This window comes from Streptomyces sp. NPDC048481, assembly GCF_043200075.1.
Lineage (GTDB): Bacteria > Actinomycetota > Actinomycetes > Streptomycetales > Streptomycetaceae > Streptomyces.
Genome location: NZ_JBICXC010000010.1, coordinates 75,479 through 97,329, shown reverse-complemented (window position 1 = coordinate 97,329; position 21,851 = coordinate 75,479). Strand labels below are relative to the sequence as shown.

Here is a 21,851-nt window from a genome sequence, read left to right as displayed (position 1 = left end):
GGCGGGGTTCAGGAAATGCGGACGGGGAACGGGGCGAGGAAGGGGAGTGGGCCGGCGGTCCGCGAGGAAGCAGTCGGGGTGCGGCGCTGGTCGACGGCGGTGTTCAGCCCCGTCGGTGCCCTGCTGGGTGCCGTGGAGCGGCGGGATGAGGCGTGCGGGGCCCGTGCGGCGGTGGCGATTCCGCCTGCCACTCGACCTCCTGAGGCCGGATCGTCGGTCTTCGCGGTGGCAGGCGTGGTGTCGAGGCGTGCGTCGGTCACGGGGGCCTCCGATGCGTGGGGGGTGCCGAGTGAACCTGTGCCTCTGGGGGTGCGAGGGCGATCGTTCACTCGAGCTGGCATGGGAACGCTCCCACGGACAGTAGGAAGGACCTGAAGTGCCGTCAAGGATTCTGTCGAAACTTGGTGTTCGGTCCTGCTCGGATTCGTGAAGCCGCCGCAACGGGATGTGGTGGCCTTGCACGACGGAGTTCCAACGGGGGCCGAAGCGGCGCGATGCTCCCGTCGCGTCGGCTTCGAAGAGTCGGGTGTCCGTGCGCGGAACGTTGACGGCCGAGCGGTTCGATCCTACGGTCTGCGCGACGACACGACCACTGTTCGATGACGCGAACGGTGGAGCCTCGCTGAAGGAGCGTCCGCATGAGGCCCGTCTCAGGCAAGCGCACCTCCCGAACACCCGGCACCTCACCCACCTCGACACGGATCGCGTTGATCTCGATTCCGGCCGCGGTCCTGCTCGCCCTGATCCCCACCGCCGCCTCCGCGTACCCCGACCCCGGCGCCGTCACCGGGGCCACGATCGTGCACGATCCGACCATGATCCGGACCTCCGGTGGCCGCTACCTCCTCTACGCCACCGGGGGCGGCCTGTCCTACCGCACCTCCACCGACCGCATCGCCTTCAGCGCGGGCGGCGACGCATTCCCGGCAAGGCCGGGCTGGTGGTCGTCGTACGGTACGACCGAAGCCTGGGCACCCGACATCTCGTATCAGGGCGGCAAGTACCTCATGTACTACGCCGTCTCCACGTTCGGGTCCAAGAAGTCAGCGATCGCCCTTGCCACTTCACCTTCAGGGCTGCCCGGATCCTGGACCGACCGTGGATCCGTCTATACCTCCACCCCCTCCAGCGACTACAACGCCATCGACCCGAACCTCTTCGTGGACGACGATGGCACCTGGTGGCTGTCGTTCGGGAGTTGGTCGACGGGGATCAAGATGATCCGGATCGACCCGTCGACCGGCAAGCAACTCTCCTCCGACACCGCCCGGCGCACGATCGCCGCCCGTCCCACCGGGAGCAAGGCCGTCGAGGCCCCCTATGTGGTTAAGCGCAACGGCTATTACTACCTCTTCGCCTCGTACGACACCTGCTGCGCGGGCGTCGACTCCACCTACAAGGTGAAGGTCGGCCGTGCCGGCGCGGTCACCGGTCCCTACTACGACAGGAACGGTGTCGCGATGACGAACAACGGCGGGACGCCGGTGCTGGAATCGCATGGGCGCTACATCGGGCCGGGCGGTCAGTCGATCATGCATGACACGGACGCCGACCTGATCGTCTACCACTACTACGACGGCAACGACCACGGTGCGCCCAAGCTGGGCGTCAACCGTCTGAACTGGAGCAGCGGATGGCCCATCGCCTACTGACTCCGCCGGCGCCGGTGGTGTAGTCACCCGCCTTGCTCCACCACGGCGACTGCTCCGCGCAAGAAGGAGTCGGACGGATGCCGCCATGCGGTGCATTCCCTGAGCTCGTGGCTGCGGTGATCCCCTTCGACAGGTGCACCGCTTGGTGGCGGCCAGGGGGAGCGCGGCTGTCGGACGTGGTTCGTCACCGCGGCGGACGCTCATCGGTCACGGCCGGTGGCGTCCCCGTGGCCCCGAGCCGACTGATGCTTCATGAGCCCCGTCCCGTCCTGGACGGAACCGGTCGCCGTCGCGGACGATGTCCTGCCCCGCGGGGCCACTACCGACCTCGATGATCGCCCTCTGCTCCTCCTGCCCGAGCCCGGCGACCGCACCGTCCCGAGCAAGCCGTATGCCGCCCGGCGGCGGCGCGGAGAGACCGTTTCCCTCAGGACGCCACTTCGATGCCGGCGCCGAGTAACACACAGAGACCACGGGCCACCACGCGGATCAGGTCACGCGCCGCGTTGTCGTGCGACCGGTCGCTCACCTTCCCGTCGAGGCGGTCAGGCGGGCGGCGCGCAGGCTGAGGTGGTGCCGCTCCGGGAGGCTGGCGGTGCGACGGGCGGCGGTGCGGTAGTCGGCTGCGGCGGCCTCCCGGTCTCCCGCGAGTTCGTGCAGATGGGCCCGGACTGCGTAAAGGCGGTGGTGGCCGGTGAGCGTGGAGGGCGGGTCGGCGAGCAGGGCAAGACCGGCGGCTGGGCCGTCCACCATGGCGAGGGCGACCGCGCGGTTCAGGATGATCAGCGGGTTGTCCGAGATGCGGGCGAGCACCCCGTACAGGGCGAGGATCTGAGGCCAGTCGGTGTCGGCGGCGGTGGGTGCCTCGTCGTGGACGGCCGCGATCGCCGCTTGCACCTGGTACGGGCCGACAGGACCGCGCGGCAGGGCGGCGGTGATCAGCGAAACGCCCTCGGCGATCGAGGCTGTGTCCCATCGGCTGCGGTCCTGCTCGGCGAGCGGGACGAGTTCGCCGTCCGGCCCGGTACGAGCAGCCCCGCGCGCCTCGGTGAGCAGCATCAGCGCTAGCAGGCCGGCCACCTCGGCGTTGTCCGGCAGCAGCATGTGGACGGCCCTGGTGACGCGGATCGCCTCCCGGGAGAGTGCGACGCGCCGCAGCTCCGTGCCGGCGCTACTGGCGTATCCCTCGTTGAAGATCAGATAGAGAACGTGCAGAACGGCGTCCAGGCGAGCCGGCCACTCGGCGCCGTCCGGCATGCGGAACGGAACCCCGGAGTCCTTGATCCGATGCTTGGCCCGGCTGATCCGCTGGCCCATGGTCGCCTCGGGGACCAGGAACGCCGCGGCGATCTCACTCGTGGTCAGGCCGCCGACCGAGCGCAGCGTGAGTGCTATCGCCGAGGCCGGCGACAGCACGGGGTGGCAGCACAGGAACAGCAGCGCGAGTGTGTCGTCGTGCGCGCCCTCGTTCCCGGCGTCGGCCCCGGGTACGGAACGACGGTCGGCCGGGACCTGACCGGCCACCCGCGCTTCGCGTCGGCGGCGTGCCTGCTCGCTACGGACCTGCTCGGTCATCCGGCGGCTCGCGACCTGCACGAGCCAGCCGCGCGGGTTGCGCGGCAGGCCCTCGGCCGGCCACTGCCTGGCGGCGTCCAGCAGGGCCTCCTGGACAGCGTCTTCGGCGGCCGCGAAGTCCCCGTAGCGGCGGGTGAGCACGCCGACGACCTGCGACGCGAGGGTGCGCAGCAGGTCGTCGACGGTGGGTTCCACGGGCGTCATACGGCGATGTTCACAGCTCGGTCGGCGGGGCCGCCATGACCTGGCGTACCTCGATCGGCATGTTCAGCGGCCGTCCACCCGGACCGGGCGCGGCGGAGACAGCGGCGGCGATGTCGATGGCCCGCTGTTCGGTGTCGCAGTCCACGATCCACCAGCCGGCCACCCACTCCTTGGACTCCGGGAACGGGCCCTCGGTGACGACGGGCGCGCCTCCGCTGTGGGAGCGCACGATCCGGGCGGTCTCCGGCATGGCCAGGCCCTGGGCGTCGACCAGTTCGCCGGCGGCGGTGAGGCCGACGTTGGTCTCCTTCATGAACTGGATGTGGGCCTGGAGCTCCTCGGGCTTCCACTCGTCGAGCTTGGGGAAGTCGACGTTCTTCTCGCTGAACTGCATCAGCAGCATGTACTTCATGGTTCCGCTCCTCGTTCGTCCTGCCCGCTCTGGGCGGGGCCTGTCACAGGTAGGTAGAACCACGGTCGCCGTTTTCGACGGCCTCGACAGGATTCCTCGAAAGAACTTCACCAGTCCGCCTGCCAAGGCCCTGACCAGAACTCATCCTGATGTGATCAGTAGGGGGGTCTTCCCCGCGGGGCGCTTGCGGCCGGCGGTCCACGCCGGTGCGACGAGCCCGTTTTCGCGAGCCGACCGGAGCCGAATACGGGCGGCCGATACCGGGACCCGCCCGCCCGCGAGAGCCGTGCGCAGTGGGCAGAGCGCAGGGCGGGCCCCGATCAGTCGGCCGACGTGTGCCGTGTCGTCTCGGCTGCCTCGGTGATGGCGCGTTGTCTGAGATCGCCGAACAGCTGCATCGTGACGGCGGCCAGGACGTCGTCCCCGGCAACGGTGCGCCTGTCCCCGCGACGGGTGGACAGGGCGACGAGGGGGTCCTTGAGCAGCGGGGCCGGGGCCGGCTCGCCCGGCGCCACCGGACTGACCGTCCCGAACCGCTTGACCCCGCCCTCGCGGACGACCTTGGCCGCGTCACGGGCCAGGGCCGTGAGGAACACGCTCGCGATGCCGTCCAGGTCGCGGACCATCGCGGGGACCGCCCTCACCCCCCGGCCCGCCAGCAGCCTTCTCACCCCGGCCTCGAAGCGGTGGGCGCCGGCCACGCCACTCGGTGTGCGCGCTCCGCGGCGCTCACGAAGGGACACGAGCGCACCGTCGGCGTCGCGCATCTCGCCCATCAGGCCGTGGAAGGTCGGGCTGTGCAGGTACCACGCCGATCCCACCTCCACCTCGACGTTCCGGTCGATGGCCGAGATGAGGTCTCGGGGAATGAGCCTCGTCCTGGTCTCCTCGGCCGCCGCGCCTCTCGCGCCGTCGATGATCTCCGTCAGGACGGTCCGAGTGACCGACGCGGCGGTCCACGCGGCCGGCCGGGAGACGTGCAACGAGGTCACGTCCCTGAACACCGCTTTGACGAGCTGAGGCTTGAACGGCATGTCGGTCATGACGGAGGCGGTCCGCGGACCGCTGCGGTCGCTGCGCCGGGGTGGTGTGGTCATCGAAGAATGTGCCTTCTGCTGTCGGAGGTGTCGGTGGTCCACGCCGCACCGGACGGCGAGACCACCGGGCTCTGCGGAGGGCGCCGAGCCGGCACAGGGCCTGCGGGGCGGGGCCGCCGGCACACGGAGGTGCAGGCGGCCCCGCCCCGATTCTCGGCGTTCCGGCGGGCGGCGGGGGCCGGCCGGGCGACGCGCTGAGGTGCGGCGCGGTGTCGGTCAGGCGACCTGGTACCTGCCGACTTCCAGGAAGTGGCGCAGTGCTTCAGGTGTGTTGTCGTCCAGGGCGGCGTTGGCCGCCGCGCGCAGAGCCGGGCTGATGGACGCATCGGCGAGGATGCGGGCGATGGCGAAGCGGTCGTCCTCGGCCTGGGCGATGCGGTAGCGGGTCTCCAGCCAGGCGCGCATCGCGTCGGGGTCGTTGGCGTCCAGGAGGGCGTTGGCTTCTCGTGTCACACACCGGCCGCTGTCCGGGTCGGCGAGGATCCGCGCTATGGCCACCCTCAGATCGTCGGCGTCCGGCGCGTCCGCGGACGAGGACGCTGCGGGCGCCGTCACCGCGGTCGGTGCCGCCGTGGCGGCGAAGGACGGGGTGACGAGCAGGAGGGCCGGGGCAAGGATGCCCGCGGAGATGCCGGGCGCTACGCGATGCAGTCGCAAGGGAATGCTCCTCTTCGTTCGCGACGGAGATGAGTTGAGGACGCCTCAGGGCGTTCACGTCGACGATGCTGCCACCTGGGTCTGACAGTGGCAGTGGTCCCGTCGCGGTCGCAGGGTGCTGTCGCCGCGGACGTGGCCGAGGTTCCCTGGCGACGCGCCTTCCGCTCGCCGCGCGCGGCCTGCGTCTACTCGTCCGGTTCGGCGACCCGTTGCGCGCCGGTCGTGCCCGCGCAGTCCGACGACGCCGCCTCGCCCGAGCCAACCGATGTTGTCGTGCTGCCTGGGCTACTTCGTGGCTCCCTGCGAGAAACCGTTGTATATGTGGCGCTGAAGCAGGAGGAAGGCGATCAGGGTCGGCACGATGACGAGAACGGTGCCGGCCGAGATGTTCTCCCAGTGCGCGCCGAACGGGCCCTTGAAGCGGAACAGCGCGGTGGACATCGTCCCCAGATCCTCTGACGGCATGTAGAGGAACGGGATGTAGAAGTCGTTGTAGACGGTGATCCCCTTGATGATCACGACCGTCGCCACGGCGGGTTTGAGGAGAGGCAGGATGATCTTCCAGTAGACCGTCCAGGCGTTCGCCCCGTCCAGCCGGGCCGCCTCGTCGAGAGACGTCGGTATGCCGCGGATGAACTGCAAGAAGATGTAGATCGACAGGATGTCGGTGCCCATGTACAGGAGGATGGGCGCCCACCGCGTGTCGAACAGGCCGAAGCTGTTGACCACCTGGAACGTGGCCACCTGCGTGGTCACTCCGGGGACGAGTGTGGCCACGAGGAAGAGTCCCATCACCAGCTTCCTGCCGCGGAAGACGTAGCGGTCGATGGCGTACGCGGTCATCGAGCCGATGATCACCGTTGCGGTGATCGAGAAGAACAGGATGAAGGCAGTGTTGCCGAACGCCGTGAGCAGGTGGCCGTCGGTGAAGGCGGTGGCGTAGTTGTCGAAGTTGAGCCAGTGCCGTGGCAGGCTCAACGCCCCGCTGCCGTCGGTGACTTCACCCGACGTCTTCAACGAGGTGAGGAACACCACGACCAGCGGCGTCAGAACGACCAGCGAGGCGATGACCAGGGAGCCGTAGGTGAACGTCCGGGACAGCAGGCGGCGGCCGGCGGGAATCCGGGAGCCGGAGGGCACGCGAGAAGGAGGGACGACGGAACTCATACCAGGTCCACCTTGTCGTCGGGCAGGATGCGGCGCTGCAGCCAGGTGATCAGCAGGACGATCACCAGGAGCACGACCGCCGCGGCGGACGCCAGCCCCGTCTTGTTGAACTGGAACGCCAGCTTCACGGTCTGAATGACGAAGGTCGAGGTACCGGTCGCCCCGCCTGTCATGATCCAGGGGATCTCGAAGACCGAGAGGGAGCCGGATACGGCGAGCATGACGCTGAGGCCGATGACGGGTCGGATGCCCGGGAGGATCAGGTGACGGAACTGCTGCCACCGGTTCGCTCCGTCGAGTTCCGCCGCCTCGTACTGCTCACTCGGAATCGACTGGATCGCTCCCAGGAACAGGACGAAGTTGAGGCCGGTGAACCGCCAGACCGAGACGCCGGCGAGCGAGACGTTGGCGGATTCGGCGTCGCCCAGCCATGGATGGTCGGACCCCACGCCGAACAGGGACAGCACGGTGTCCAGCGTCCCGCCGTCCTGGAAGAAGTAGAGGAAGACGAACCCGATGGCGACGCCGTTGATCAAGTAGGGGAAGAACAGGATCCCTTTGAACAGGTTGCGCAGACGCACGTCGAAGCTCAGGAGCGCGGCGAAGTAGAGGGCGGCGGCGATCTGCACCACGGACGCCGCGAGGTAGTAGAAGCTGACGAAGAACACGCGGAACAGCTCCGGTCGCGTGAAGATCTCGGTGTAGTTCTTCAGGCCGGTGAAGTTGCGGTCGGGGCTGACTCCGTTCCAGTCGGTGAAGCTGTAGAAGATCATGTTGCCCACGGGCACGTAGGTGAACGTGATCAGCAGGCCCAGCGGAACCAGCAGGAAGAGCCAGGGAGTTGCCTTCCGCAGCGGGTGGCCGCGCCAGGAGCGGGGGGCCGGCTGAGGTGACTCCTTGTGGGCTGCCTGATGGGCGCCGGCCGGTGGGGATGCAGCCGCCGGAGCCCGGGTGCTGTGTGACATGGGAGGCCTTTCCTCGTCCGTGGGGGCCGGGGGAGGGGTGCGGGGCCCGGCCGACGCTCGGCGTGCTCGGGCCCCGTCACGGTTTCCTCAGGAACTGACGGTCTTCCTGGCCTGGGCCCATCGCTTGTCGAGATCGGTGAAGAAGTCCGGCAGGTTCCCCTTCTGCGCGCCGCGGGCGAGGTCGACGAGCTTCTGCCGGTAGTCGGGCTTGTTGAGCCCGATCTCCGCCGCGTCGTCGATGGCGTTCACCGCGGCGGTACCCGACTCCGAGCGCTCCACGAACTGGACATCGTTGTCGGCGTAGGCCTTCAGCGTGCTCGGCATGGGCGCTGACTTGAGGGCGGAGACCGCTCCCTCCTTCTCCGCGTAGCCCGACTTCTCGGTGAACCAGTCGATCCAGGCCCGGGCGGCGGCCTTGTGCTCGGAGTGGGTGTTGACCGCCTGCTGGTAGTCGGACAGCAGGGTGGCGCAGAACTTCCCGTTCTTCTGTACGGGGAAGGGCATGAATCCGATGTCGTCGGGGTTCTTCCCGGCCTGCCGTGCCGCGTCCTGCATCTGGGTGATGGCCCATGAGCCGAGCTGCATGCTCGCGATCTTGCCGCGCGCCAGCAGGCCCTTGGAGTTCTCCCAGTTCGTCGTCGTCGGGTCCTTCTCCGACAGCTTCTGTTGCACGGTGTCGTACAGGAGGGTGTCGATGACGTTCAGGTCGCTCCCCTTGGACCACGGGGCGTCGGTCGCGGCCAGCTTGTTGCTCGACTGAGGGTCGCAGCTGACGGAGCCGAGACTGTTGGTCCACGCGGTCAGCGGCCAGCTGTCCTTGAAGTTCGTGTAGTACGGGTCGGCGTCCGTCTTCTCCCGGATCTTCCGCAGGTCGTCGAGGAACTGGGCCGGCGTGGTGGGCCAGTCGGTCACACCGGCCCGCTTCCACACCGCCTTGTTGTAGACGAAGCCGTTGGCGGTGCCGAAGCCGGCGATGCCGTACGCCGTGCCCTTGACATCGGTCTTGTCCATGAACCGGTACTTGGAGCTCAGTTGGGCGGTGTCGCCCAGCGGCGCGAAGAACTTCGGGTAGTCGTCCTTGGCTATGGCTGCTGGGATCATGAGGACGTCGCCGTAGTGCTCCGTGTTCATGCGGATCTTGACTTCGCCCTCGTAGTCGGTGATGCCCTCGAACTTCACCTTCACCTTCGGGTACACCTTGGCGAACTCGGCGGCGTACTTCTTCATGGCGCCGTTGTGCACCAGGTCCGTCCGCTGCGTCAGGACGGTGATGTCCCCGGACACGCCGGCGGCGTCGGCGGGTGCGGAGGCTGCTTCGCCGGACGACGGTGCCCCTGCCCCGCTGCATCCGGCGAGTGTGAGTGACGCTGCGGCGAACACGGCGGTCGCCATCGACTTCCTTGCCATGTGCCCGGCTCCTTCCAAGGTCGCGGCTCGGTTCCCCCGAGCGGGCTGCCGGGAACTATGGCAGCGACCGTATGAACCGGTAAAGGCGGTGCGCTCGTGGCGTTGCCGAATCGTTACCGGTTGTAAGATCTGGCAGGTAGTTTTCGCAGTTAGAAGGCGAATGATGGGTGATGGAACCGAGGCCGCCGTCTTCTTAACCGGTTTATGGACATGTGGTGAGCGGACGGGCTAGCGTGCCTTCAGCCCGCGGACCTGGCAGCGGGCATCCGGTGAGGGGAGTTGCGCTATGAGGGACGTCACCCTGCTCAGTGAGGGGTGGAGTCTGCACCACGAGGGGAGAGCGCTGAGTGCCCGGGTTCCGGGCTGCGCGCACGACGACCTCCTCGCCCACGGGCTGCTGCCCGACCCTTACCTGGGCAGCAACGAGGAGGACGTCGCCTGGGTGGGCAGACGCCCGTGGACGTACTCCCGCCGGCTCGACGCCGGTACGGCGCACGAGCGCACGGATCTGGTCTTCGACGGCCTCGACACAGTGGCCGAAGTGGGTCTCGCCGGCCGGGAACTGGGCCGCACCCGCAACATGCACCGCTCGTACCGGTTCGACGTCACCGGATGCTCCGGTGAGCTGACCGTGCGGTTCGTCTCGGCCTACGGGGAGGCCGAAGCCGTACGGGCCCTCGTCGGCGAGCGGCCGAACGTCTACCCCGCTCCCTCCCAGTACATACGCAAGATGGCGTGCAGCTTCGGCTGGGACTGGGGCCCCACGCTCGTCACCGCGGGCATGTGGCGGCCGGTCCGGCTCGAACACTGGTCGACCGCGCGCATCGCCCGGACGCGGCCGCTGGTCACCGTGGCGCAGGAGACGGGACGCGTCGACGTGCACCTGGAGGTGGAGAGGACCGCGACCGGCAAGGGACGTCGGCTCACGGCCCGCGTCACCGTCGCCGGCGTGCGGCAAGAGACACAGTTCACCGGGGACGAAGCGGTGGTGAGCCTCGAAGTGCCCGACCCGGAGCTGTGGTGGCCCCGCGGCTACGGCGAGCAGCACCTGTACGACCTGGAACTGACCCTGTCGGACGGTGACGAGGTTCTGGATGTGCGTCGTCATCGCATCGGCTTTCGCACGATCGAACTCGACCGCGCGGCGGACGAGCACGGGACGGCGTTCACGCTCGTCGTCAACGGCGTACGCCTCTTCGCCCGAGGAGTGAACTGGATCCCGGACGACGCCCTTCCCTCCCGCGTCACCGCCGAGCGATACCGCCACCGGCTCCAGCAGGCCGTCGAGGCCAACGTCGACCTCGTCCGCGTGTGGGGCGGCGGGATCTACGAGGACGACGCCTTCTACGACGTCTGCGACGAGTTGGGCCTGATGGTCTGGCAGGATTTCCTGTTCGCGTGCGCCGCCTACCCCGAGGAAGAACCCCTGCGGGGCGAGATCGAGGCCGAGGCACGCGAGAACGTCGTACGGCTGATGCCTCACCCGTCTCTGGTCCTGTGGAACGGCAACAACGAGAACCTGTGGGGGTTCCGGGACTGGGACTGGGAACCCGAGCTGGCGGGAGCCTCCTGGGGCGAGGGCTACTACCTGGGCCTGCTGCCCCGGATCGTCGCCGAACTCGACCCGACCCGGCCCTACGCCGCCGGAAGCCCCTGGTCGGGAAGCTGGGACCACCATCCCAACGACCCCGATCACGGCACCCACCATTCCTGGGAGGTCTGGAACCGCCGCGACTTCGCCGAATACCGCGAGAGCGTGCCCCGGTTCGTCGCCGAATTCGGCTGGCAGGCGCCACCGGCCATGGCCACCCTGCGGCGGGCCCTGCCGGGCGAGGCTCTGGCCCCCGGCTCACCGGGAATGCTGCACCACCAGAAGGCGGAGGACGGCCAGGACAAACTGAAGCGGGGAGTGAGCCGGCACTTCGTCCTGCCCGAGGGCGACTTCGACCGCTGGCACTACCTCACGCAATTGGTGCAGGCGCGCGCGATCGCCGCCGGCATCGAACACTGGCGCTCGAACTGGCCGGTCTGTGCGGGCACCGTCGTGTGGCAGCTGAACGATTGCTGGCCGGTGACGTCGTGGTCGGCGATCGACGGCGACGGCCGGCTCAAGCCGCTGTACCACGAGCTTCGCCGCCTGTACGCCGATCGCCTGCTCAGCCTCCAGCCCGGCCCCGAAGGGCCGGTGCTCGCCCTGGTGAATCAGACGGCGCACACCTGGAGCACCGAGGTCTGCCTGCGGCGGCTGTCCGCGGACGGCGGAGTCCGTGGCGAGCACACCCGGCGTGTCGAGGTCGGAGCCCGTTCCGTCGTCCGCACGCCGATCCCGCAGTGCGTGGCGATCGCGCCGGGGTCGGCCGAGGAGTATCTCGTCGCGGACGCGGACGGGCTGCGGGCGCTGCACTTCGCGGTACCCGATCGCGACTTCGCCTACCCCCGGCCCCGCTTCGACGTCCAGGTCGAGCCCGTGGCGGGCCAGGGCGATAGGGTCGACATCGTGGTGACGGCACACACTGTGGTACGTGATCTCCTGCTGCAGCCCGACCGGCTCGCCCCGGACGCGGAGGCGGACCGCGGGCTGACCAGTCTGCTTCCCGGAGAACAAGCGCGCATCCGGGTCCGAGGCTGGTCCGGGACCGATTCGCCGACAGCGCGAGCCGCCCTCTTCTGCGTGGAACCCGCGTGAGCGTCTCACCCAGCCGCGTCACCATCAGAGAGGTCGCCCTGCGGGCCGGGGTTTCCAAGGGCGCGGTGTCGCTGGCCTTCAACGCCAAGCCCGGGGTCTCCCCGGCCACCCGCGACCGGATCTTCGAAGCCGCCCGGGAACTGGGCTGGACGCCGAACACCAGGGCCCGGAGCCTGGCCGGTATCCGGGTCGACACCGTGGGACTGGCGATCTGCAGGCCGGCCCGGCTGCTCGGCCTCGAACCGTTCTACATGGAGTTCATCTCCGGAATCGAGAGCGTCCTGAGCGAGCGCTCCTGCTCGCTGCTCCTGCGTCTGGTGCGCGACCTCGACGAGGAGGTCGGGCTGCACAGGCAGTGGTGGCAGGGGCGCCAGGTCGGTGGATCCATCCTCGTCGACTTCCAGGCCGACGATCCGCGCACCGGCACTCTCGAGGCGCTCGGTCTGCCCGTCGTGGCGGTCGGCCATCCGTCTCTCACCGGTGGCCTCACGTCTGTCTGGACCGATGACGCGACCGCGGTGACCGAAGCCGTCCGCTACCTGGCGGCGCTGGGGCACCGGCGCATCGCACGGGTGGGCGGCCCGAGCGGCCTCGGACACAGCCTGATCCGTGCGGAGGCGTTCGAGACGACGATGCGCGGCCTCGGCCTGGAGAGCGCCTCGCAGGTGGCGACGGGATTCGCGGGCGAGGAGGGAGCCCGGGCCACCCGCTCGCTGCTCCTGGCTCCCGAGCGGCCGACCGCGATCGTCTACGACAACGACATCATGGCGGTGGCCGGCGCGGCCGTGGCTCAGGAGCTGGGGTTGAAGGTGCCCGGCGACCTGTCCCTCGTGGCGTGGGACGACTCCCAGCTGTGCCGTCTGACCCACCCCCCGCTGTCGGCGATGAGCCACGACGTGCACGGGTTCGGGGCCGAAGTGGCGCGGACGCTGTTCGCCGTGATCGACGGCCAGGCGCCCGCGTCGCACCAGGTGCCCACGCCGACACTCACTCCCCGCGGGTCCACCGGGCCACCGCCGTGAGGGGCGGTGCCGCTTGCGGGAGGGCCGTCAGGCCCCGGCATGTCAGGGACCTGCCCCCCGGGTCTGCCGGCGTGCCGTTGAAGCCTCCCGCCGACAGCGGCGGTGCGCGCAGAAGAAGCAGTTGATGCAGACGGTTGACGCGGAGCGGGGCGGTGCCGTGGATATCCGGCACCGTCCCGCGGGCCGGCCGCCTGCCTCGGGCCACGCGTGCCGACGGGCCGGCGTGCGCGAGCCGACAGGGGGAGCCGACAGAACGTCAGCCGCGCGCCGGACGACGTCCTGGAGCAGTCTCTCTTCGGTCATGGGGATGACGGAGGTTTCGCCTCCGACTACGGCTCCGCTCCTTCACCACTGTTTCCGGCGGTTGTCACCAGGGGACGAACCCGCTTCCCCCGAAGACTCATCTCGCGCACATGAAACGACGATCCCCTCGGCTCCGCCCCCGCCCGCTGCCATATTCGAAGCCACTTTCGGAGGTGGCTGTGACGCGAGAGGCGACGACATCCCGGGGACGGGAGTCGGTTACGGCGGCGCGGGCGCCGGACGGCACTGCCGCACGCCTCGCCGGACTGGAGAGGCGGCGGTCCCGGGCACTGGCGCCGGGCGGGCCGCGCCGGCGTGGCGAGCACGGCGCGCGCGAACGGATCAACCTGCTGCTGGACGTGGACTCGTTCACCGAGACCGGACTGTTCGTCCGGGGCCGGCCCGGCGCCGACGGCGCCCGCGGACCCGACGGCGACGGCGTGGTCACCGGCTACGGCACGGTCGACGGACGTCCGGTGTGTGTGTTCGCCCAGGACTCCACGGTGTTCGGCGGCAGCATGGGCGAGGCGTTCGGCGAGAAGACGGTCGCCCTGATGGACCTCGCCCTGAAGACCGGCTGCCCGGTCGTCGGGCTCAACGACGGCGGCGGCGCCCGCATCCAGGAGGGCGTCTCCTCGCTCGCCCTGTACGCCGAACTGGTGCGCCGCAATGTCAGGGCGTCCGGGGTGATCCCGCAGATATCCGTCGTCCTCGGACCGTGCGCCGGCGGTGCCGCCTACTCGCCGGCCATCACCGATTTCACCGTCATGGTGGACGGCGCCTCGCATATGTTCGTCACCGGCCCCGACGTCATCGAGGCCGTCACCGGCGAACGCGCCACCGCCGAGGACTTGGGCGGCGCGCGCACCAGCAACAGCGTCAACGGCAACGCCCACTTCCTCGCCGTGGACGAGGTGGACGCTCTGGACACCGTCCGCGACCTGCTGTCCTATCTGCCCGCCAACAACCGCGAGCAGCCCCCGCGGTACGCGCCGACGGCCGCGCCGCCCGCCGCCGTGCTCGACGGGATCGTGCCGGACCGGCTCGCGCAGGCCTACGACATGCGCGACATCCTGCGCGCCGTCGTCGACGACGGCGAACTCCTGGAGATACACGAGCTGTTCGCGCCGAACATCGTCTGTGCGCTGGCCCTCGTAGAGGGGGCTCCCGTCGGCGTCGTCGCCAACCAGCCGCTGCACGCCGCCGGGGTCCTCGACATCGACGCCTCCGAGAAGGCCGCGCGCTTCGTGCGGTTCTGCGACGCGTTCGGTATCCCCCTGCTCACCTTCGCCGACGTGCCCGGCTATCTCTCCGGGGTCCGCCAGGAGCAGGCCGGGATCATCCGGCGCGGCGCCAAACTGCTGTACGCCTACGCCGAGGCGACCGTCCCGAAGGTCACCGTGGTGGTGCGCAAGGCCTACGGCGGCGGGTACGCGGTGATGGGTTCCAAGCACCTGGGCGCCGACATCAACCTCGCCTGGCCCACGGCCCGGATCGCGGTCATGGGGGCAGAGGGCGCCGTCGGCGTCCTGCACCGGCGTGAACTGGCCGCCGCCGACGACCCCGACGCGTTGCGCGCACGCCTCGTCGCCGCGTACGAGAGCACCCACGGCACCCCCTATCCCGCAGCCGAACGCGGGTACGTCGACGCCGTCATCGCCCCGCGCGACACCCGCGCCCACGTCTGCCGCGCCCTGCGCGCGCTGCGCGGCAAGCGCGCCCCGATGCCGGAGCGACGGCACGGCAACATCCCGCTCTGACCGTGTGAGGAGCCATCCAGTGACGGACACCCCCCACCTTCCGCCCGCACCCGCCCACCGGAGCCTGCCGGAGTACGTGCGGCATTGGGCCGAGGCCACCCCTGACCGCCGGGCGTTCACCTTCGTCGACCATCGCGCCACGCACTCGCGCGGCGTCCACCGAACCCTGACCTGGCGCAGGCTGGACCTCCGGGTGCGGGCACTGGCCGCACGGCTCGCCGAGGAGGCCGGGCCGGGAGAACGCGTCGCGCTGCTGTGCCCGCAGGGTACGCAGTACGTCACCGCGTTCCTCGCGGCCCTCACCGCCGGGCTGGTCGCCGTGCCGCTGTATCCGCCGGGGCTGCCCGGCCACGACGGCCGTCTTACGGCCGTTCTCGCCGACGCGGCTCCGGCGGTCGTCGTCACGACGGGCGGCGCCCTCGAAGAGGTGCGGGAGTTCTGCGCGGGCGCCGCGGTGACGGTCGTCGCCGCCGACCAGGTGCCCGACACCGCCGCCGCGGGCGTGCGGCCGGTCCCGCCGGGCGCCGCCGACGTCGCCTATGTGCAGTACACCTCCGGCTCGACCCGGACGCCCGCGGGCGTGGAGATCACGCACGCCAACGTCGTCGCCAACGCCCGGCAGGCACTGTCCGCCTACGGCGCCGACGAGCGACCGGTGACCTGCGTGGGGTGGCTGCCGCTGTACCACGACATGGGGCTCGTGCTGAGCGTCGCCGCCCCGGTCGTGCGAGGAGCGCTGTCGGTGCTCATGGACCCGGCCGCGTTCCTGCACGAGCCGGCGCGCTGGCTGCGGCTGCTCACCGCCCATCCGCACGCGGTGAGCGCCGCGCCCAACTTCGCCTACGACTACTGCGTCTCGGCCGTCACCGACGCGCAGAAGGCGGATCTGCGGCTGGACCGGGTGGCTGCGCTGATCAACGGCAGCGAGCCGGTCCGGCCCGGCACCGCCGACGCCTTCCAAGCCGCCTTCGCCGCCCAGGGGCTCGCGCCGCAGACCCACTGCCCGTCGTACGGGCTCGCCGAGGCCACCGTCTTCGTCAGCGCCGCCCGCCCATGGGAGCCGCTGCGCCGCTTCGCCCTCGACCGCGACGCCCTCGCCGCCGGGAAGGCTCTGCCCGCGCGGCCCGGCGATCCGGCGTCCGTGCAGCTCGCGGGCTGCGGCGCCCCGGCCGGACAGCAGGTCGCCATCGCCGACCCGGTGTCGTGCACCTCGCTGCCCGAGGGCGAGGTCGGCGAGATCTGGGTCCGGGGGCCGAACGTCGGGCGCGGCTACCGCAACCAGGACGGGCTGTCGCGACGCGTGTTCGGCGCGAGATTCGCCGATCCGGCGGACGACGCCCTGCCGTCCGGTCCGGTGAACGGCACCACCACCGCCGCGGATACCGGTCAGGTGCTCGCCGGCGCGGCGGACGGCGCCGTCACCGGCGCCGGGGACGACGCAGCGGGCCGTTTCGTGATCGGCGACGGGGGAGAGGCGGGCGGCTGGCTGCGCACAGGAGACCTGGGAACGGTCCTGGACGGTCAGTTGGTCGTCACCGGCCGGCTGAAGGACCTCATCGTCGTCGACGGCCGCAACCACTATCCGCAGGACGTGGAGGCGACCGCCCACGAGGCGCACCCGGCGGTGCGGCGCGACCGGCTCGCCGCCTTCGCCGTGCCGGGCGCCGGGGGAGAGCGGGCGGTCGTCGTCGCGGAGCACGTGCGCACCACGGACCTCGCCGACATCGACACGGCGGCCCTGGTGCGCGAGATACGGGCGGCCGTGTCCGCCAGGCACGGCCTGCGGCTCGCCGAGGTCGTGCTCGTGCCGCCGGGCACGGTGCCCCGCACGTCCAGCGGCAAGGTGTCGCGGGCGCTGACCCGCGAGCGGTATCTGGCGGGCGCCTACCGGGCGGGAACGGCCCGATGAGCGCCGTCGACGAGGCGGCGCTGCGCCGGCTGATCGCGTCACGGGCGGCCGCCTGGAACGGCACGTCCGCCGCCGCCGTCCCGATGGACCGTCCGCTGGCGGACCTCGGGATGTCCTCGCGCGAGGCGGTGGTCCTGGCCGGGGAGCTCTCCGCGGCCGTCGGGCGTGAGCTGCCGGCCACCCTGCTGTGGGAGGCGTCCACCGGCGACGCCCTCGTCGCGCACCTGTGCGGCGACCCGAGGGCGAGGCCCGCCGACCCGGCCCCGCCCGCGCCGCCGGGACCGTCCGGCGAGCCCGTCGCGGTCGTCGGGGTCGGCTGCAGGCTGCCGGGGGGCGTGCACGGGCCCGACGACTACTGGCGACTGCTGTGCGAGGGCGTCGACGCGGTCCGGCGGGTGCCGCAGGACCGGTGGCGGGACTTCACCGCGTTCCCGCCGGCCGAGGCGCCGCGGCACGGCGGCTACCTCGACGACGTCGCCGGGTTCGACGCGGACTTCTTCCACGTCAGCCCGCGCGAGGCCGCGGTGATGGACCCGCAGCAGCGCATCCTGCTCGAGGTCGTCCACGAGACCCTCGACCACGCGGGTGTCCCGGCCGCGTCCCTCGCCGGCACGGCCACCGGCGTCTTCGTCGGCGTCTCGGCCCCGGAGTACGGCTCGCTGACCGGCGCCGACCCGGCCGCCGTGGACCCCTGGGCGCCGGCCGGCGGGGCGTTGAGCGTGACCGCGGGGCGCGTGGCCTACGTGCTGGACACGCGGGGGCCGAGCATGGCCGTCGACACCGCCTGCTCGTCCTCGCTGGTCGCCGTCCACCACGCGTGCGTCAGTCTGCGCACGGGCGAGGCCGATGCGGCGATCGCCGCCGGTGTCAACGTGCTGCTCTCCCCCACCGTCACCGTCGCGTTCCGGCGGGCCGGCGCGCTGGCCCCGGACGGCCGCTGCAAGCCGTTCTCTCCCGCGGCCGACGGCATCGGGCGCGGCGAGGGCTGCGCGGCCGTGCTGCTGAAGCGGCTGTCGGACGCCGAACGCGACGGTGACCGCGTGCTCGCCGTCATCCGCGCCACCGCCGTCAACTCCGACGGCCGCTCGGGCGGCCTTCTGGCGCCCAACCCGGCGGCCCAGCGGTCTCTGCTCGCGACGGCGTACGCACGGGCCGGGCTCGATCCGGGGTGCGTCGACGCCGTCGAGGCGCACGGCACGGGCACCCCGCTCGGCGACCCCATCGAGGCGGGAGCACTGGAGGCCGTGCTGGGCGCGGGCCGCGACCCCGACCAGCCGCTGCTGGTGGGCTCCGTCAAGGGCAACCTCGGACACCTGGAGTCCGCCGCGGGCATCGCCGGCCTGGTCAAGACGGTGCTCGCGCTGCACCACGACCTCGTTCCGCCGTCGCTGCACTGCGGGCGGGGCAGTGTCCTGGGGGACGGGCCGCTGCGGGTGGTGAGCGAGCCGGAGCCGTGGCCGCGCTACGGCGGGACCGCCACTGCCGGAGTCTCGGCGTTCGGCTTCGGCGGAACGAACGCCCACGCGGTGCTGGAGGAACCGCCCGCCACGGTCCGGCCCTCGCCCACCGGGGTGGGACCGGCCGCCCGGCTCCACCTCCTCTCCGACGTCGACGGCGTCCGCGTCCGGGACACCGCGGGCCGGCTGGCCGCGTGGCTCCGCACGCCCGAGGGGAGCACGGCGGACCTCGCCGACGTGGCGCGCACCCTCGCGGGACGCACCGGGCGCGGCCGCGCGCGGGTCGCCGTCACCGCCCGCGACAGCGGCGAACTCGCAGACGCTCTGGAGGCGGTGGCCCGGGACCTGCCCCACCCCCGGGTGGCCGCCGGCGACCGCTCGCCGATCGGACCTGGACCGGTGTGGGTGTTCTCCGGGTACGGCAGCCAGTGGGCCGGCATGGGGCGTCGACTGCTGGCCGAGGAGCCCGTCTTCGCCGCGGCTGTGGAGAAGCTCGACGGTCTGCTGGCCCCGCTGTGCGGGATGTCCCTGTACGACCGGCTGGCGTCCGGCGCTCCGCTCGACCGGGTGGAAGTCGTCCAGCCCGTCTTGTTCGGGACGCAGTTGGCGCTGGCCGAGCTGTGGCGCGCGCAGGGCGTGGAGCCCGCCGCCGTCATCGGGCACTCGCTCGGTGAGGTGGCGGCCGCGGTGTGCGCGGGCGCGCTGGAGGTGTCGGACGCGGCCCGGGTCGTCGCGGTGCGGGCCCGGCTGCTCGGCGGGCTGCGCGGGGGCGCGATGGCCGTCGTCGACCTCGACGACGAGGCGTGCGACGCGCTGGCCGAGGAGTTCCCCGGCGTGCGGGTCGCCGTGCACTCCTCGCCCCGCCAGAAGGTCGTCACCGGCGAGGAGGAGGCGGTGGCCGCCCTGGTGCGCGAGCTCGGGCGGCAGGGGCGGGCCGCCCGCGCGATGGGAGTGGCAGGCGCCGGGCACTCACCCCAGGTCGATCCGCTGCTGCCGGAGCTCACCGAGGCCCTGGCCGGCGTCCGCGGCGGCCGCCCCCGCGTCCCCGTGTACTCCACCGTGCTGGACGACCCGCGCGGAACGTCCGTGTTCGACGCCGCGCACTGGGCGGCGAACCTGCGCCGGCCCGTGCGTCTGGACCGGGCGGTGACGGCGGCCGCGGCCGACGGCCACGCCGTGTTCGTCGAGATCTCGCCCCATCCGGTGCTCACCCGGGCGGTCGCCGACTGCGCGCCCGGCGCCCTCACGCTGGGCACGCTCCGCCGCGACGCCGGCGACTTCGCGGCGTTCCTCGGCCAGGTGGGGGCCCTGTACGCGGCCGGCGCACACCTGCCGCCGCCTCCGGGCCGCGTCATCGACCTGCCCGCACCGCGCTGGCGGCACACGCGGCACTGGTGGACGGACGGGCGTGCGGCGGCCGCGCCGGCACCGGCCGAGGAGGTGCCGGCGGCCCCGCAGGACACCTCCGTCACCGGCCGGCTCCGCCAGTGCGTCGCCGCGGTGACCGGGCATCCGGCTTCCCGGATCGCGCCCACCGTCGCCCTGGCCGACCTGGGCCTGGACTCGCTGATGGCCATCCGTATCCGCACCGCCCTGGAAAACGAGTTCGGCGTCCGGCTGCCGCTGCGCGACCTGCTCGGCGCGGGCACCGTCGAGGAGGCCGCCGAACGGATCCGGCAGGCCCTCCCGGGCGGGAATCCGGACTCCCCGCTGCGGACCCTGCGCTCCGGCGGCGCCCGGACGCCGCTGTTCCTCGTGCACGCCGCCGGCGGCACGACCGACGTCTACCGGGCGCTGGCCGACCGGCTCGGCGGCGACCGCCCCGTGTACGGGCTGGAGCGTGTCGAGGGGGCCCGCACGGTGGCCGAGGAGGCGCGCCGCCATGCCGAGGCCGTCGCCGTCGCCTGTCCCGACGGGCCGTGCGCGCTGGGCGGCTGGTCCTTCGGCGGCTTCGTCGCCCAGGAGACCGCGCGGCTGCTCGCCGCCGCCGGACGGGACGTCGAGCTGGTGGCGCTCCTCGACTGCGTACGCCCGCGCGTCCTGCCCGGCGTGACCCCTGAGGACCGGATCCGCGCCCACCTCACCGGCTTCGCCCGGCACGTCGCCGACGCCTACGGGGCCCGGCTGGAGCTGCCGTACGACGAGCTCGTGGCGACCGCGGACGACGGCGAACGCATCGACGCCGTGTTGCGGGCGCTGCGCGCGGCCGCCGACGTGCCGCCGCCCGTGCTGGAGCACCAGCGCACGTCCTACGTGGACCTCAGAAGGGGCGAGGCCCACCGGCCGGGCCCCTACGACGGTCCGGTGGTCCTGTACCGGGCCGCCGAACCCGCCCCGCACACCGTGCGCGACCCCGCCTACGAACGCGACGACGAGGCGCTGGGCTGGGACGTGTTGTGCCCGCGCCTGACGGTCGTCGCGGTCCCCGGCCACCACCTGTCGCTGCTCGACCCCCCGCACGTCGACGAGCTGGCCGCGCATCTGCGGCGCGCGCTCACCGAGCAGAGCCGCTGAACCGGACGACGAGGAGCCCCCCATGTCCCATCCCAGCACCGGACTGTCCCGGCGTGCCGTCGGCAGAACCGCGGCGGCCCTCGGTCTGAGCGCGCTGTTCGGCGCCCGGACCGCCGCCGCGCGGGCCGCGACCCGGCTCGGCCCGCGCACGCTGGACGTGTCGGTGCCGTCCGCGGCGCTCGGCCGCAGCGCACCGCTGCGGCTGATCCTGCCGTCGGGCTTCGGCTCCCGGCCCGGGCGCACCTACCCCGTCCTGTACCTGCTGCACGGCGCCCACGACGACTACACCTCCTGGACCCGCGAGACGGACATCGAGGCCTTCACCGAGGGCCGTGACCTGATCGTGGCGATCCCGGACGCGGGCCCGACGGGCATTCCCACCGACTGGCGCGGCGGTCCCGACTACGAGACCTTCCAGGTCGAGGAGATCCCGGCGCTGCTGGCCCGGGACTACCGGGCCTCCGAGGTGCGGGCCGTCGCCGGGGTCTCCACCGGCGGCTATGGAGCGATGGCGCACGCGGCACGGCATCCCGGCCGGTTCGCCGCGGCGGCCTCCTACAGCGGCATCCTCGACACGACCGCGCCCGGCGTGCCGCCGATCGTGGACGCCATCGTCGCCCGCGAGCGCCTGCTGCCGCCCACGTTGTGGGGCAACCCGGTGTTCGACCTGCGCACCTGGCGTGACTTCAACCCGCGGGCGCGGGCGGCGGGGCTGCGCGGCACCAGCCTGTACGTCTCCAGCGGCAGTGGTGTGGCGGGCGGCAGCGGCGACTGGCTGCCCGAGGCGCTGGAGAGCGCCCTGTGGCCGTCCGCCCACGGCTTCACCGACACGCTCGCGCTGCTCGGCATCCCCGTCACGGCCCACTACTACGCGGGAGGAGGACACAGCTGGACGTACTGGAAGCGGGAGTTCATCACGTCGTGGCCGATGCTCGCCCGTGGGCTGGGGGTGCCGGAGTGAAGCCGGTGGCGCCGGGGCACGGAACGGAGCGCAGGGGTCGTCCGTCCAAGGCGGGACTGTCTCCCCGTCCCCCGGGCAACGGCCCGCGGGTGAGCCGCTTCCG

14 protein-coding genes are annotated in these 21,851 nt (G+C 71.9%); 7 read left to right on the top strand and 7 right to left on the bottom strand.

The window, feature by feature from the left end; translation table 11 throughout:
* Positions 1 to 638 precede the first annotated feature (638 nt).
* Complete coding sequence (locus tag ACGFSH_RS26710) at positions 639 to 1,652, top strand: arabinan endo-1,5-alpha-L-arabinosidase (RefSeq protein WP_393353012.1); 1,014 nt, start codon at positions 639 to 641, stop codon at positions 1,650 to 1,652.
* A gap of 525 nt (positions 1,653 to 2,177) precedes the next feature.
* Here the strand turns inward: ACGFSH_RS26710 and ACGFSH_RS26705 are convergent.
* The 7 genes from ACGFSH_RS26705 to ACGFSH_RS26675 all read right to left on the bottom strand — a co-directional run bounded on the left by ACGFSH_RS26705 (position 2,178) and on the right by ACGFSH_RS26675 (position 9,136).
* The gene (locus tag ACGFSH_RS26705; RefSeq protein ID WP_393353010.1) at positions 2,178 to 3,431 is read right to left on the bottom strand and encodes an RNA polymerase sigma factor; all 1,254 of its coding nucleotides are present in this window, start codon (positions 3,429 to 3,431) and stop codon (positions 2,178 to 2,180) included.
* 10 nt (positions 3,432 to 3,441) lie between these two features.
* Positions 3,442 to 3,843 carry a YciI family protein gene (locus ACGFSH_RS26700; protein ID WP_393353009.1) on the bottom strand — a complete coding sequence of 134 codons (402 nt, stop codon included), beginning with the start codon at positions 3,841 to 3,843 and terminating at the stop codon, positions 3,442 to 3,444.
* 320 nt (positions 3,844 to 4,163) lie between these two features.
* Positions 4,164 to 4,940, bottom strand: coding sequence for a hypothetical protein (locus tag ACGFSH_RS26695; protein ID WP_393353007.1), 777 nt, complete (start codon positions 4,938 to 4,940; stop codon positions 4,164 to 4,166).
* A gap of 216 nt (positions 4,941 to 5,156) precedes the next feature.
* Entirely contained in the window at positions 5,157 to 5,597 is a 441-nt protein-coding gene (locus tag ACGFSH_RS26690; RefSeq protein WP_393353004.1) for a hypothetical protein, read from the bottom strand.
* Positions 5,598 to 5,882: 285 nt separating this feature from the next.
* Positions 5,883 to 6,764 (bottom strand): carbohydrate ABC transporter permease, encoded by an 882-nt coding sequence (locus tag ACGFSH_RS26685; protein ID WP_393353002.1) that lies wholly within the window; start codon positions 6,762 to 6,764, stop codon positions 5,883 to 5,885.
* The gene (locus ACGFSH_RS26680) at positions 6,761 to 7,729 is read right to left on the bottom strand and encodes a carbohydrate ABC transporter permease (protein ID WP_393352999.1); all 969 of its coding nucleotides are present in this window, start codon (positions 7,727 to 7,729) and stop codon (positions 6,761 to 6,763) included. Before ACGFSH_RS26680 ends, ACGFSH_RS26685 begins: the two co-directional genes overlap by 4 nt.
* Positions 7,730 to 7,816: 87 nt before the next feature.
* Positions 7,817 to 9,136, bottom strand: a complete 1,320-nt coding sequence (locus ACGFSH_RS26675) for an ABC transporter substrate-binding protein (RefSeq protein WP_393352997.1) — start codon at positions 9,134 to 9,136, stop codon at positions 7,817 to 7,819.
* A gap of 286 nt (positions 9,137 to 9,422) precedes the next feature.
* Here ACGFSH_RS26675 and ACGFSH_RS26670 point away from each other — a divergent pair, with 286 nt between their 5' ends.
* From ACGFSH_RS26670 to ACGFSH_RS26645, 6 genes are all read left to right on the top strand, one after another.
* The gene (locus ACGFSH_RS26670; RefSeq protein WP_393352995.1) at positions 9,423 to 11,822 is read left to right on the top strand and encodes a glycoside hydrolase family 2 protein; all 2,400 of its coding nucleotides are present in this window, start codon (positions 9,423 to 9,425) and stop codon (positions 11,820 to 11,822) included.
* Entirely contained in the window at positions 11,819 to 12,844 is a 1,026-nt protein-coding gene (locus ACGFSH_RS26665) for a LacI family DNA-binding transcriptional regulator (protein ID WP_393352993.1), read from the top strand. Before ACGFSH_RS26670 ends, ACGFSH_RS26665 begins: the two co-directional genes overlap by 4 nt.
* A 476-nt stretch (positions 12,845 to 13,320) precedes the next feature.
* On the top strand, positions 13,321 to 14,907 hold the full coding sequence (locus ACGFSH_RS26660; RefSeq protein ID WP_393352992.1) for an acyl-CoA carboxylase subunit beta: 1,587 nt from the start codon (positions 13,321 to 13,323) through the stop codon (positions 14,905 to 14,907).
* A 19-nt stretch (positions 14,908 to 14,926) separates the two neighbouring features.
* The gene (locus tag ACGFSH_RS26655; RefSeq protein WP_393352990.1) at positions 14,927 to 16,816 is read left to right on the top strand and encodes a fatty acyl-AMP ligase; all 1,890 of its coding nucleotides are present in this window, start codon (positions 14,927 to 14,929) and stop codon (positions 16,814 to 16,816) included.
* Positions 16,813 to 20,787, top strand: coding sequence for a beta-ketoacyl synthase N-terminal-like domain-containing protein (locus tag ACGFSH_RS26650; protein WP_393352988.1), 3,975 nt, complete (start codon positions 16,813 to 16,815; stop codon positions 20,785 to 20,787). The genes ACGFSH_RS26655 and ACGFSH_RS26650 overlap by 4 nt, the downstream gene beginning before the upstream one ends.
* A gap of 22 nt (positions 20,788 to 20,809) precedes the next feature.
* Positions 20,810 to 21,748 carry an alpha/beta hydrolase gene (locus ACGFSH_RS26645; RefSeq protein ID WP_393352985.1) on the top strand — a complete coding sequence of 313 codons (939 nt, stop codon included), beginning with the start codon at positions 20,810 to 20,812 and terminating at the stop codon, positions 21,746 to 21,748.
* Positions 21,749 to 21,851 lie beyond the last annotated feature (103 nt).